The organism is Neisseria sp. WLZKY-1 (genome assembly GCF_046546535.1).
Lineage (GTDB): Bacteria > Pseudomonadota > Gammaproteobacteria > Burkholderiales > Neisseriaceae > Neisseria.
The window spans coordinates 1-12,382 of sequence record NZ_JBKGTW010000054.1 but is presented as its reverse complement, the minus strand read 5'-3'; the positions used below and the strand labels follow the sequence as shown (position 1 = coordinate 12,382).

Here is a 12,382-nt window from a genome sequence, read left to right as displayed (position 1 = left end):
GTCTGAAAGTTGAGGCCGTCTGAAAGTTGAGGCCGTCTGAAAGTTGAGGCCGTCTGAAAGTTGAGGCCGTCTGAAAGTTGAGGCCGTCTGAAAAAACCTGCTTTGCAGGTTTTTTCAGACGGCCTCTTGCCGCTGTGGCGGGTTTGCCGCTGTTTAAAACAACCCCGTAATATTGCCGTTTTCATCCACATCAATCTTCTCGGCCGAGGGCACTTTGGGCAGGCCGGGCATTTTCATGATGCTGCCGCATACGGCGACGATAAAGCCGGCGCCGGCCGACAGGGTGAGGCTGCGCACGGTGATGGTGAAGCCGCTGGGGCAGCCCAAGAGTTTGGGGTTGTCGCTGAACGAGTATTGCGTTTTGGCGACGCACACCGGCAGTTTGTCCAGGCCGAGTTTTTCCAACGAGGCGATTTCGGCGCGGGCTTCGGCACTGAATTCGACGTCGGATGCGCCGTAGATTTTTGTGGCGATGGCGCGCAGTTTGTCGGGGATGCTGTCGTTGGTGTCGTAGGCGAAGGCGAAGTTGGCGGGCTGGTTGTCGATGGCGGTGACGACTTTGCGCGCCAGCTCTTCGCCGCCTGCGCCGCCGTGCGCCCATACTTCGGTGAGGGCGACTTCGGCGCCGTGTTCGGCGCAGGCAGCCTGAATCAGGGCGAGTTCGGCGTCGGTGTCGGAAACGAAGCGGTTGATGGCGACGACCACGGGCAGGCCGAAGACGGTTTTGAGGTTGGTGATGTGTTTGAGCAGGTTGGGCAGGCCGCGTTGCAGGGCTTCGAGGTTTTCCGCGCCCAGCTCTTCTTTGGCCACGCCGCCGTTGTATTTGAGCGCGCGCACGGTGGCGACGACGACTGCGGCGTCGGGTTTGAGGCCGGAAAGGCGGCATTTGATGTCGCAGAATTTTTCCGCGCCCAAATCGGCGCCGAAGCCGGCTTCGGTAACGGCGTAGTCGGCCAGATGCAGGGCAAGGCGGGTGGCGGTAACGGAGTTGCAGCCGTGGGCGATATTGGCGAAGGGGCCGCCGTGGACAAAGGCTGGTGTGCCGCCGATGGTCTGCACCAGATTGGGTTTGAGCGCGTCTTTCAAGAGCGCGGCCATTGCGCCTTGGGCGTTGAGATCGCGGGCGAAGACGGGGCTGCCGTCTTTGGCGTAGGCGACGAGCATATTGCCGAGGCGTTGTTTCAAGTCGGCCAGGTCGCGGGCGAGACAAAACACGGCCATCACTTCGCTGGCAACGGTGATGTCGAAGCCGTCGGGGCGCAGCACGCCGTCGGTGGGTTTGCCGTTGCCGCTGACGATGTTGCGCAGCTGGCGGTCGTTCATATCGACGGCGCGGCGCCACAGCACGCGTTTGGGGTCGATACCCAAGGCGTTGCCCTGGTAGATGTGGTTGTCGATCATGGCGGCCAAAAGGTTGTTGGCGGCGCCGATGGCGTGGAAGTCGCCGGTGAAGTGCAGGTTGATGTCTTCCATCGGCAGCATTTGCGCGTAGCCGCCGCCGGCCGCGCCGCCTTTGATGCCGAACACGGGGCCGAGCGAGGGCTCGCGGATGGCGACGGCGGCCTGTTTGCCGATGTGGTTCAATGCGTCGGCCAGGCCGATGGTTACCGTGGTCTTGCCTTCGCCCGCAGGGGTCGGATTGATGGCGGTAACCAAAATCAGACGGCCTTTTCTGTCGGGCAGGGCAAAGGCTTCGGCGGGATTGATTTTCGCTTTGTAGTGGCCGTATGGCTCGAGCTTGTCTTCGCTGATGCCTAGCTTGGCGGCAATTTCGCGTATCGGGCGGATGGCGGCTTCGCGGGCGATTTCGGCGTCGGTTTTGAAGCTCATGGGATTCTCGCTTTTCAGAGGGTTGGGATGATTCGGATTATAAGTGAGGCCGTCTGAAACGGCGATATGGGGCAGGGCGGTATGCAATGAAAAATATTACCGTTTATGCTGAAACCGCTTCATGCGGCAGCCATAAAGAAGGCCGTCTGAAAACATGATGTATCGTGTTTTCAGACGGCCTTTTACCGATTCCGCAAACCTGCCGATGCCGACGGATGCCTTTGCGGCGGTGGGGTTGGGCTGCCAAAGGTAGACGGTTCGTGCCGTTGCCGCCGTGCGCGTTCTGTCAGCGGTTAAAAAAATGAAAAGGGGCAACGGATGCCCCTGCGTCTAACTTTCTTCCTTCTGTTTGTTTATCAGATAGGAAACCGATTTTTCCAGCAATTCCTCTTCCCTGCCGACCATCTGATAAGTCCGCAACCACTCTTCTTTTTCGGCAATGAGGTCTTTTACTCCGCGCAGGTAGGAAATCACAATACGGAGGTGCAGCCTGCCGATTTCTTCCAAATTGGCGGCAATATAGGCTTCCACATCGTCGTAGGTATCGATCCATGATACTTCCCGCAGCTTCTGATCCCAGTAGGCCAGCAGCGCCTCTATCTCAGGTTCTGTTTGGTAAAGCGACGGACCGGGGTGGTACCATGTTTTAGAGAGGTAATATTCCATATCCACTCCTCCGCCAATTAATTGTTTTCCAATATATTTTTTCTGATACGGGTTTAAGTTATCCAGTTCGTGCAGGTAAATGCGCTCCACAGTTTCGTCGGAAAGAAACCATTCCAAGTTCAGACCGCTGTATTTGCCGTCGCCGTAATAATTGCTGTAGCTGATGTATATCGTCTGCTGGCCGGTTGCCGTCGGTTTGGCGTAAATCAGCAAATTGACATCCAGCCAAACATCCTTCATGACGCCTGTTTTGAACAGCTGCGGCGCGTATTCGAAGCCGTGGCGCGCCATCAGTTCGTCCACTTTGGGGCGGAAGTATTTGTAGAAGTCTTTGATGTTCTTCGGCAGGCCTCTGTTTTCCTGCCGCCATTTTTGTTCTTCGGCTTCGCGCTGCCGCCAGTATGCCGTGATTTCGTCTTGGGTTTCTTGGTCGGGGTATTCCCGGCCGTCGGGCAGCAGCAGGTAGCCGTTGGCGTCGTACAGTACGAGGCCGAGGCTTTCGCTGCGGCAGGTCAGTATCGGCATCAGCTCCAGATAATGTTCGTACAGTTCGAGTACGGCGCGGCTTTTCAGTTGTTCGGCTATTTGGGTTCCTATATCGGCGTAAGCGGCTTTGAAGTCGGCCGAGGCTTTGCCGCTGCGGGCGGCTTCGGCGATGTATCCGGCCAGTTTGTCAAACGCGCTTGTGTCCGCGCCTTGCGGCAGGGGTCGGTCGGCCCATTCGGAGACGATGCGGTGTGCCGCGTCGAAGCCGTCGGGCAGCATGGCCTGCGGGTCGGGGAAGTTTTGCGGGTTCCAGAGGTAGACGGGGTTGAGGGACATGGGTATGCCTTTCTTTCGGTGGTTTTTAAAGCGGGGCGGGAGATACGGAAAGCGGGCGAAAGCCCGCCCCTTCAATGCTTATTGGCCACACAATTTCTCAAGATAAGGAACGGTTTTTGCCAAATTATCTATGGTTATTTGTTTGTTTATGGAAGCATAGTTCTTCTTATACAGCCATTCGTCCGCCAAGGCCGCCAAATCCCGCTGCCCGCGCAGATAGGCGATCACCAGGCGGCGGGGCAGTATTGCCGCGTAGAACCCGTACTTCGACGAATCTTCCGGGTTGTCCTGATAAATCATATGGCGGTCGATATAGGTTTCCACATCGTCGTAGGTATCAATCCACGCCACTTCCCGCAGCTTCTGATCCCAATAGGCCAGCAGCGCCTCTATCTCGGTTTCGGTTTTGTAGCTGACTGACGGGCCGGTGTGGTACCACATTTGGGTCAGGTAGTACTCTATATTCCCCCCTCCACCGGCAATCAATTGTTTTTTCTCGGTTTCTCCGTAAGTTAGGATGATATTGTCCAGCTCGTGCAGGTAAATACGCTCCATTTCTTTATCCGAGAGATACCACTCCAAGCACAGCCCGCTGTACTCGCCGTCTTTATAAATATCTTCGTAGTTGATGTATATCGTCTGCTGGCCGTTTGTCATCGGTTTGGCGTAGATGATGACGTCCGGTTCCAATTTTTTGCGTTTGTGTGTCTCGGTATTGAACAAATGCGGCGCGTATTCGAAGCCGTGGCGCGCCATCAGTTCGTCCACTTTGGGGCGGAAGTATTTGTAGAAGTCTTTGATGTTCTTCGGCAGGCCTCTGTTTTCCTGCCGCCATTTTTGTTCTTCGGCTTCGCGCTGCCGCCAGTATGCCGTGATTTCGTCTTGGGTTTCTTGGTCGGGGTATTCCCGGCCGTCGGGCAGCAGCAGGTAGCCGTTGGCGTCGTACAGTACGAGGCCGAGGCTTTCGCTGCGGCAGGTCAGTATCGGCATCAGCTCCAGATAATGTTCGTACAGTTCGAGTACGGCGCGGCTTTTCAGTTGTTCGGCTATTTGGGTTCCTATATCGGCGTAAGCGGCTTTGAAGTCGGCCGAGGCTTTGCCGCTGCGGGCGGCTTCGGCGATGTATCCGGCCAGTTTGTCAAACGCGCTTGTGTCCGCGCCTTGCGGCAGGGGTCGGTCGGCCCATTCGGAGACGATGCGGTGTGCCGCGTCGAAGCCGTCGGGCAGCATGGCCTGCGGGTCGGGGAAGTTTTGCGGGTTCCAAAGGTAGACGGGGTTGAGGGACATGGGTGTGCCTTTCTTGCGTTTGCGGGTGAGGTTGACGGTTGGCGACGTTTAAATAGGCCGAGATTGGTGTGTTTTGCTGTATAGTGAATTAACAAAAACCAGTACAGCGTTGGCTCGCCTTAGCTCAAAGAGAACGATTCTCTAAGGTGCTGAAGCACCAAGTGAATCGGTTCCGTACTATTTGTACTGTCTGCGGCTCGCCGCCTTGTCCTGGTTTTTGTTAATCCACTATATTTGTGGTTGTTTTGCGGGGATTTTATATTGATTTTTTGTTGTTTGTCCGCCATCGTTTCCGTTATTTAGGATGAAGGCCGTCTGAAAACTTGATGTGTCGGGTTTTCAGACGGCCTCTGTGTTGTCGGAGGCAGGTCAGTTTTTCCTCGCGGTAACGAATTGGGCGAGGCCGCGAAGGTGTGCGGCGCGGCTGCCGAAGGGTTCGAGTGTTTCGAGTGCTTCCGCCACGAGTGTTTCGGCGTATTGCCGTGCGGCCGACAGGCCCATGAGTTTGACGTAGGTCGGTTTGTCGTTGTCGGCGTCTTTGCCGGCGGTTTTGCCCAGTGTGGCGGTGTCGGCTTCGCAGTCGAGTACGTCGTCTATGACTTGGAAGGCGAGGCCGAGGCGGGCGGCGTAGCGGTCGAGGCGTTGCAGGTCGTGGTCGGTCAGGTCGGGACAGCTGAGGCCGCCGAGGGCGGCGGCGGCGCGGATGAGTGCGCCTGTTTTCAGGCTGTGCATTTGTTCGAGTTCGCTTTGGGTGATGCTGCGGCCGACGTTGGCGAGGTCTATGGCCTGCCCGCCCGCCATGCCGAGGCTGCCGGAGGCGCGCGCGAGGGTGGAGAGCATGTGCAGCTGGCGTTGCGGCGGCAGGGCGGTGGGACGGCTGAGGAGGTCGAAGGCGAGGGTTTGCAGTGCGTCGCCCGCGAGCAGGGCGGCGGCTTCGCCGTAGCGGATGTGGCAGGTGGGGCGGCCGCGCCGCAGGCTGTCGTTGTCCATGGCGGGCATGTCGTCGTGAACGAGGGAGTAGACGTGTATGAGTTCTATGGCCGCCATCGCGGCTTCGACGGCATCGGGAACGGCTTCGCCCAGTTCGGAGGCGGCAAGCACGAGCAGGGGGCGCAGGCGTTTGCCGCCGTCGAGGGCGGCGTAGCGCATGGTTTCGTGCAGGCTTTGCGGGAGTTGGTTTTCAGACGGCATCAGGCGTGCGAGCAGCAGTTCGGTTTGCGCCTGTGCCTGTGTCTGCCAGTGTTTGAGGTCGCTATTGTCCATCGGGGGCGAATTCCTTGATGAGGCCGTCTGAATCGAGGATGTGCAGTTTTTGTTCGACTTCGGCGAGTTTGTCTTGGCAGTATTTGACGAGGGCGCTGCCTTCTTGGTAGGCGGCAAGGGCGTCTTCGAGGGGCATGTCGGCGTTTTGCATGGCTTCGGTGAGGGTTTCGAGGCGTTTCATGGCCTCTTCGAAGGATTTGGGGGCTTTTTTCATGGCGGTGTTCGGGGGGGGGGTTCGGATGGGAAGAGGCCGTCTGAAACAGTTTTTCAGACGGCCTGACGGTGCTTGGTGCGCGCTAAATGCGCATGGGCATGACGATATATTTGAAGTTGGGGTTGTTGGGGATGGTGAACAGGGTGGAGCGGTTGGCGTCGCCGAAGGCAAGCTGGATGTCTTCGGCGTGGACGTTGCGCAGGATGTCCATGAGGTAGTTGATGTTGAAGCCGGCTTCGAGTTCGCCGCCCTGGTAGGCGATTTCGAGTTCTTCGCGCGCTTCTTCCTGTTCGTTGTTGCTGCACACGACGCTAAGCAGGCCGGGTTGCAGGTGCAGGCGGGCGCCTCTGAATTTTTCGTTGGCAAGGATGGCGGCGCGCTCCAAGGCACCGAGCAGGTTGGCGCGGTTGAGGACGAAGATTTTGTCGTTGTCGAGCGGGATGACTCGGTTGAAGTCGGGGAATTTGCCGTCGACGACTTTGCTGACGATGACGGAATCGTTGCAGCGGAAGCGCACCTGGTTGCCGAGCAGCTCGACGCTGACCTGCTCTTCGGGACGGTTGAGCAGTTTGAAGAGTTCGAGCACGGTTTTGCGCGGCAGGATAACTTCGGCCTTGGGCAGGTCGGCTTCGATGGCGGCGGCGGAGTAGGCGAGGCGGTGGCCGTCGGTGGCGACGAGGCGCAGCTGGTTTCCTTCGGTCTGCATCAGAAGGCCGTTGAGGTAGTAGCGGATGTCCTGCACGGCCATGCTGTACTGCACTTGGGCGAGCATGGTTTTGAGGGTTTCCTGCGGCAGGGAGAAGGCGGAGCTGACTTCTTCGCCGACGCTCATCAGGGGGAAGTCTTCGGCGGGCAGGGTTTGCAGGGCGAAACGGGATTTGCCCGCTTTGAGGGTGAGGCGGTTTTGCGCCCAGTCGAGGGCGACTTGCGCGCCTTCGGGCAGGGCGCGCAGGATGTCTTGCAGTTTTTTGGCGTTGGTGGTGATGCGGAAGTCGCCCGCTTCGCTTTCGGGGCCGACGGTGTTGATTTGGATTTCGAGGTCGGTGGCGAGGATGTTGGTCTGGCCGTGCGCGCTTTCGAGGAGAACGTTGGAGAGGATGGGCAGGGTGTGGCGGCGTTCGACGATGCCGGTGACGGCTTGCAGGGGTTTGAGCAGGCTGTCGCGGTCGGCTTGCAGTATCAGCATGGGTTTTCCTTATTTGATTTAAGAGAAAAGGCGGATTTTTGTTTTTCAGACGGCCTTTAATGTTAATAACTCTAATGTAGTGAAGCAACACGGAAAGATACAAGGCAGCAAGCCGCAGGCAGTACAAGTAGTACGGGGCAGGTTTTCTTGGCATTTCCAATGCCGTAGAAAACCGCCCTCTTCGAGCTAAGGCGCAGCAACGCCGTAGATTTTCGTGTTGGCTCACTATATTAAGAGGCCGTCTGAAAGCTCAGTTCTGTATCAGTATCAGCAGTTTTTCGTAGTCCTGCGCCAACTCGGGGTCTTCCTGCCGCAGCTTGGCAACGGCTTTGATGCCGTGCATGACGGTGGTGTGGTCGCGGCCGCCGAAAGCGTCACCGATAGCGGGCAGGCTGAGGTTGGTGAGATCTTTGGTGAGGCTCATGGCCACCTGGCGCGGGCGGGCGATGTTGCGCGTGCGCTTTTTGCCGAGCAGCTCGCTGATTTTGACGCGGTAGTGTTTGGCGACGGTGTCGAGTATCAGCTCGGCGGTAATGACTTTGTAGGCGCTGGCGACGATGTCCTGCAGGGCTTCGGCGGCCAGGTCGATGTCGATGGGCTTTTTCTGGAAGCGGCTGCTGGCTTCGACGCGCTTGAACGCGCCTTCGAGTTCGCGCACGTTGGAGCGGATGTGTTTGGCGATGAAGAAGGCGGCGTCTTCGCGCAGGGTCACACCGGCCGCTTCGGCCTTTTTCTGCAAAATGGCGACGCGCATTTCAAATTCGGGGGGTTCGAGTTCCAGCGTCAAACCCCAGGAAAAGCGCGATTTGAGGCGGTCGTCCATATCTTCGATTTTGGTCGGCAGCACGTCGCAGGTGAGGATAAGCTGTTTTTTTTCGGTGTGGAAGTGGTTGTACAGATAGAAGAATTCTTCCATCGTGCGGTCTTTGCCCTTGATGAACTGGATGTCGTCGATGATGAGCAGGTCGTATTGGCGGTATTGCTGTTTGAAGGTGTCGTAGTTGTTGCTGCGGAAGGCGCTCATCAGGCTGCGGATGTATTCGTCGGCGTGCATGTAGCGCACTTTGGCCTTGGGATTGTTTTTCAGCAGTTCGTTGCCGACGGCCTGCACAAGGTGGGTTTTGCCCAGGCCGGTGCTGCCGTAGAGAAAAAACGGGTTGTAGCTGCCGCCGGGTTTCTCGGCAATGGATTTGGCGGCGGCGGCGGCCATCAGGTTGCCCTTGCCTTCCACCAGCGTGTCGAAAGTGTATTCGGGCGACAGATTGGATTGGACGTGCGGCGCGTCGCGGTTGTCGGCGGCTTTCGCTTCGGCGGCGGGCGCGGGTGCGGCGGCGGGCGTTTCTTCGGCGGTTTTGGTTTTGCGCGGTTTGGCGGGCAGGTTTTTCAGACGTTCGGCCAGAATGTCCTGTGCGCTCTGTTTAGCGGCGGGCTTGGCCTGCGCCTGCGGCGCGGTTTGCGTTTCGGCGGTTTCGGCTGCGTCGGATTGGGAAACGGACGCGGCGTCTGCGCCGTTTTCAGACGGCCTTTCCGCCGCCATCGGATAAGACACGCCGCGCCCCGCTTTGAACACCAGCGGCGGCTGTGCGGGCGCAAGTTCGGCGCGCACGGCCTCGAATTTGGCGGCAAACTGGTTTTGCAGCATATTGCTGGCAAACTGCGTTTTGCCGTATACCACCCACGCGCCGCCCTCTTCGCCCACGGTCAGCGGCGCAATCCAAGTGTCAAACTGCTGCGCCGTCAGCGTTTCGTGCAGACGGCGCAGGCAAAGCGGCCAGAATTCGGCAAGCGTCATGGCGTTCATAAAGAAAAATCATCGAAAAATCATTTGGATAGGCGCAAAACCCCAAGTGAGCGCGCAAGAGCGGCGGATTATAGCGGAAATACGCCGCCGCCGCACGTGCCGCCCCGCGCGCGGCGGCGCAAAGCCTTGTTGCAAAAGGCCGTCTGAAAATGCCCGCACAGAGGCCGACCGCTTTATTTTGATTGACAAAAACGGCGATTTGGTTTGTAATCCCGCGTTTTTATTCCCAACCGATTGAGGAAACATCATGAAACGCACTTACCAGCCCTCCGTTACCAAACGCAAACGCACCCACGGCTTCCTCGTCCGCTCGCGCACCCGCGGCGGCCGCGCCGTTCTCGCCGCCCGCCGCGCCAAAGGCCGCAAACGCCTGGCCGTGTAAGCGGAGACTTTGTTGGAACGCTTCGGCAGGCAGTACCGCCTCTTGAAAACGGAAGAATTTTCTTCCGTTTTTGCTTTAAGGAAACAACTGCGCTGCACCCTGCTGCAAATTTCGTATTCCGAACCGGCAGAGCGCGGCCATGCGCGGCTGGGATTGGTGGTGTCGAAGAAAACCGCCCGCCGCGCCCACGAGCGCAACTATATGAAGCGCGTCATCCGCGACTGGTTCAGACGGCACAAGGCCGCCCTGCCGCCGCGCGATTTCATTGTGCGCGTGCGCCGCGCCTTCGGCCGGGGCGAAGCCGCCGCCGCATGCAGCGAACTCTCGCGTCTGCTGGCGGAAAAATTGTGATGTCCCGCCTGCTGCAACTGCTGATCCGGTTCTACCAATACTGCATCAGCCCGCTGGTTCCGCCGCGCTGCCGCTACACGCCGACCTGTTCGCAATACGCCCTTGAAGCCGTGCGCCGCTACGGCGCGCTCAAAGGTGGCTGGCTGGCCGTGAAACGCATCGCCCGCTGCCATCCCTGGGGCGGCCACGGCCACGATCCCGTGCCTTAGCGACTGTTAACAATCAGCATTGCGACAGTTTTCCCGTTTTTCCGATACGAAGGCACAGCGAAACAATGAACCGCCGCCCGAAAACCGTTTTCGTCGATGTCGACGACACCCTGCTGCGCAGCGCAGGCCGCGTGCGCATCCCGATTCCCGCCGCCGTCGAAGCCGTGAAACGGCTGGCCGCCGAAGGCGCGACGCTGTACTTGTGGAGCAGCGGCGGCGCGGATTACGCCCGCGAAGCCGCGCGTTTTTTGCAACTGGAACACTGCTTCGCCGCCTTCCTGCCCAAGCCCGACGTATACATCGACGATATGGCGGCGGGCGAATGGCGCTTCTGCCGCCACGTCCTGCCGCAAAACGCGCTTTATCTGTGCGACGAAACATAAACGCCGCATCTCCCTTTTCAGACGGCCTCCGCGCATTGAGGCCGTCTGAAAACGGATAAGGAACAAATATTTGATGCCGCCGCATAATCTGTTATGCTGCGGCACTTTGCGGTCGGCACACCGCCCGACAGCGGCGCAAAGCCCCCTTTTTTTTCAGACGGCCTTCCCGCCGTTATCCAGACCACACCACAGGAGCATCCGTATGGACGCCAAAAGAATGACCGTATTTTTTGCCGTTGCCCTGCTGATACTGCTGGGTTGGGAACAGCTGTTCCCCAGCCCGAAAGTGCAGCCCGCCGCGCAGCAGCAACAGGTGCAGCAAGCCGCCGCCGCGCCAACCGCCCTCAACCCCACCGTTCCCATCACGGTGACCACCGACACCGTCGCCGCCGTTATCGACGAAACCAGCGGCGACCTGCGCGGCCTCACCCTGCTCAAATACAACTCTGCCGACGACGAAAGCAAACCCTTCGTCCTCTTTGAAAACGGCCAAAGCGGCACCTACATCGCCCAGTCCGACCTTATCGACGAAACCGGCCGCAGCCTGACGCAGGGTTTGAGCTTCAAAAGCGCGAAAAAACAATACGCCCTCGAAAACGGCAAAGCCCAAGTCCGCCTCACCGCTGCCACCGCATCCGGCCTCGAAATCGCCAAAACCTACACCTTCACCCAGGGCAGCTACCTGATCGACGTGCGCTTCGACGTCACCAACCGCAGCGGCCGCCCCGTCAAAGCCGCCGCCGCCTACCGCGTGGTGCGCGACAACAAAACCCCCGCCGGACAAGGCTACTTCATGTCCAGCTACACCGGCCCCGTCCTCTACACCCCGCAGGGCGACTTCCAAAAAGTCTCCTTCGGCGACCTCGACAGCGACTTCGAAAAAGGCCGCGACCAGGCCGAATACGAGCGTAAAACGCAGTCCGGATGGGTTGGTATGAGCCAGCACTACTTCTTCTCGGCTTGGATTCTGCAACCGAAAGGCGGACAAAGCGTGTGTGCCACCGATGCTTGCCGCATCGAAATCAAACGCCGCAGCGACAACCTTTATTCCGTCGGCGTCATCGTTCCGCAACCCGAGCTGGCCAACGGCATGAAGCAGAGCTTCGGTATTTCCCTGTACGCCAGTCCGCAAACCACTTCCGCACTCGGCAAAATCGCCGATAATTTGGAATTGATTAAAGACTACGGCCGCGTACATTGGCCTGCAACCGGCCTCTTCTGGCTGATGGACAAACTGCACGGCTTTACCGGCAACTGGGGTTGGGCAATCGTCCTGCTGACCATTATCGTCAAAATAGTCCTTTTCCCGCTGAATAATGCCGCCTATAAATCCATGGCGAAAATGCGCGCCGTCGCCCCCAAACTCGAAGCCCTGAAAAAACAATACGGCGACGACCGCATGGCCATGCAGCAGGCCATGATGCAGATGTACCGCGACGAAAAAATCAACCCCTTGGGCGGCTGCCTGCCCATGCTGCTGCAAATCCCCATCTTCATCGGCCTCTACTGGGCGATCTTCAGCTCCGTCGAACTGCGCCAGGCTCCGTGGCTGGGCTGGATTACCGACCTGTCGCGCCACGACCCCTGGTTCATCCTGCCCGTGCTGATGACCGCCACCATGATGTTCCAAACCACCCTCAACCCGCCGCCGTCCGACCCGATGCAAGCGAAAATGATGAAAATCATGCCACTGGTGTTCTCCGTCATGTTCTTCTTCTTCCCCGCAGGGCTGGTGCTCTACTATGTCGTGAACAACATCCTGACCATCGCCCAGCAGATGCACGTCAACCGCAGCACCGAACAGCAGCGCAAAAACGGTGAAGTCGTGTCGTAAACCGCCGCCGCAAACCAAGAGGCCGTCTGAAAAAACCTGCGAAGCAGGTTTTTTCAGACGGCCTCAACCGTTTCAGACGGCCTCAACCGTTTCAGACGGCCTCAACCGTTTCAGACGGCCTCAACCGTTTCAGACGGCCTCAACCGTTTCAGAC

The 12,382-nt window shown here is 58.5% G+C and carries 13 protein-coding genes; 5 read left to right on the top strand and 8 right to left on the bottom strand.

Annotation, left to right across the window (positions count from 1 at the left end):
• From ACLD9W_RS10820 to dnaA, 8 genes are all read right to left on the bottom strand, one after another.
• The coding region (locus ACLD9W_RS10820; protein ID WP_410842024.1) for a hypothetical protein at positions 1 to 185 on the bottom strand (185 nt) is incomplete at its 3' end.
• Positions 154 to 1,830 (bottom strand): formate--tetrahydrofolate ligase, encoded by a 1,677-nt coding sequence (locus ACLD9W_RS10815; RefSeq protein WP_410842025.1) that lies wholly within the window; start codon positions 1,828 to 1,830, stop codon positions 154 to 156. The genes ACLD9W_RS10815 and ACLD9W_RS10820, both read right to left, overlap by 32 nt.
• Positions 1,831 to 2,160: 330 nt before the next feature.
• Positions 2,161 to 3,318, bottom strand: a complete 1,158-nt coding sequence (locus tag ACLD9W_RS10810; protein ID WP_410842023.1) for a hypothetical protein — start codon at positions 3,316 to 3,318, stop codon at positions 2,161 to 2,163.
• Between the two features lie 78 nt (positions 3,319 to 3,396).
• Positions 3,397 to 4,605, bottom strand: coding sequence for a hypothetical protein (locus ACLD9W_RS10805; protein ID WP_410842022.1), 1,209 nt, complete (start codon positions 4,603 to 4,605; stop codon positions 3,397 to 3,399).
• Positions 4,606 to 4,974: 369 nt separating this feature from the next.
• Complete coding sequence (locus ACLD9W_RS10800) at positions 4,975 to 5,868, bottom strand: polyprenyl synthetase family protein (RefSeq protein ID WP_410842021.1); 894 nt, start codon at positions 5,866 to 5,868, stop codon at positions 4,975 to 4,977.
• Positions 5,858 to 6,082 (bottom strand): exodeoxyribonuclease VII small subunit, encoded by a 225-nt coding sequence (locus tag ACLD9W_RS10795; protein WP_395429419.1) that lies wholly within the window; start codon positions 6,080 to 6,082, stop codon positions 5,858 to 5,860. The genes ACLD9W_RS10800 and ACLD9W_RS10795 overlap by 11 nt, the downstream gene beginning before the upstream one ends.
• An 82-nt stretch (positions 6,083 to 6,164) precedes the next feature.
• A complete protein-coding gene (gene dnaN / locus ACLD9W_RS10790) occupies positions 6,165 to 7,268 on the bottom strand; it encodes a DNA polymerase III subunit beta (RefSeq protein WP_410842020.1) in 1,104 nt (367 codons plus the stop codon).
• A 250-nt stretch (positions 7,269 to 7,518) separates the two neighbouring features.
• A complete protein-coding gene (dnaA, locus tag ACLD9W_RS10785) occupies positions 7,519 to 9,060 on the bottom strand; it encodes a chromosomal replication initiator protein DnaA (protein WP_410842019.1) in 1,542 nt (513 codons plus the stop codon).
• Positions 9,061 to 9,316: 256 nt separating this feature from the next.
• Here dnaA and rpmH point away from each other — a divergent pair, with 256 nt between their 5' ends.
• The 5 genes from rpmH (at position 9,317) to yidC (ending at position 12,228) form a co-directional block, all read left to right on the top strand.
• The gene (rpmH, locus tag ACLD9W_RS10780; protein WP_040658472.1) at positions 9,317 to 9,451 is read left to right on the top strand and encodes a 50S ribosomal protein L34; all 135 of its coding nucleotides are present in this window, start codon (positions 9,317 to 9,319) and stop codon (positions 9,449 to 9,451) included.
• 12 nt (positions 9,452 to 9,463) lie between these two features.
• On the top strand, positions 9,464 to 9,802 hold the full coding sequence (rnpA, locus tag ACLD9W_RS10775; RefSeq protein WP_410842018.1) for a ribonuclease P protein component: 339 nt from the start codon (positions 9,464 to 9,466) through the stop codon (positions 9,800 to 9,802).
• Entirely contained in the window at positions 9,763 to 10,011 is a 249-nt protein-coding gene (yidD, locus tag ACLD9W_RS10770; protein ID WP_410842017.1) for a membrane protein insertion efficiency factor YidD, read from the top strand. Before rnpA ends, yidD begins: the two co-directional genes overlap by 40 nt.
• Before the next feature lie 65 nt (positions 10,012 to 10,076).
• Positions 10,077 to 10,394 (top strand): HAD family hydrolase, encoded by a 318-nt coding sequence (locus tag ACLD9W_RS10765; RefSeq protein WP_410842016.1) that lies wholly within the window; start codon positions 10,077 to 10,079, stop codon positions 10,392 to 10,394.
• A 202-nt stretch (positions 10,395 to 10,596) separates the two neighbouring features.
• Complete coding sequence (yidC, locus tag ACLD9W_RS10760) at positions 10,597 to 12,228, top strand: membrane protein insertase YidC (protein ID WP_410842015.1); 1,632 nt, start codon at positions 10,597 to 10,599, stop codon at positions 12,226 to 12,228.
• Positions 12,229 to 12,382 lie beyond the last annotated feature (154 nt).

Bases quoted from the DNA above. Each gene is read 5' to 3' on its own strand.
- ACLD9W_RS10815 (WP_410842025.1), bottom strand. From the start codon at position 1,830: ATGAGCTTCAAAACCGACGCCGAAATCGCCCGCGAAGCCGCCATCCGC.
- ACLD9W_RS10810 (WP_410842023.1), bottom strand. From the start codon at position 3,318: ATGTCCCTCAACCCCGTCTACCTCTGGAACCCGCAAAACTTCCCCGAC.
- ACLD9W_RS10805 (WP_410842022.1), bottom strand. From the start codon at position 4,605: ATGTCCCTCAACCCCGTCTACCTTTGGAACCCGCAAAACTTCCCCGAC.
- ACLD9W_RS10800 (WP_410842021.1), bottom strand. From the start codon at position 5,868: ATGGACAATAGCGACCTCAAACACTGGCAGACACAGGCACAGGCGCAA.
- ACLD9W_RS10795 (WP_395429419.1), bottom strand. From the start codon at position 6,082: ATGAAAAAAGCCCCCAAATCCTTCGAAGAGGCCATGAAACGCCTCGAA.
- dnaN (WP_410842020.1), bottom strand. From the start codon at position 7,268: ATGCTGATACTGCAAGCCGACCGCGACAGCCTGCTCAAACCCCTGCAA.
- dnaA (WP_410842019.1), bottom strand. From the start codon at position 9,060: ATGACGCTTGCCGAATTCTGGCCGCTTTGCCTGCGCCGTCTGCACGAA.
- rpmH (WP_040658472.1), top strand. From the start codon at position 9,317: ATGAAACGCACTTACCAGCCCTCCGTTACCAAACGCAAACGCACCCAC.
- yidD (WP_410842017.1), top strand. From the start codon at position 9,763: ATGCAGCGAACTCTCGCGTCTGCTGGCGGAAAAATTGTGATGTCCCGC.
- ACLD9W_RS10765 (WP_410842016.1), top strand. From the start codon at position 10,077: ATGAACCGCCGCCCGAAAACCGTTTTCGTCGATGTCGACGACACCCTG.
- yidC (WP_410842015.1), top strand. From the start codon at position 10,597: ATGGACGCCAAAAGAATGACCGTATTTTTTGCCGTTGCCCTGCTGATA.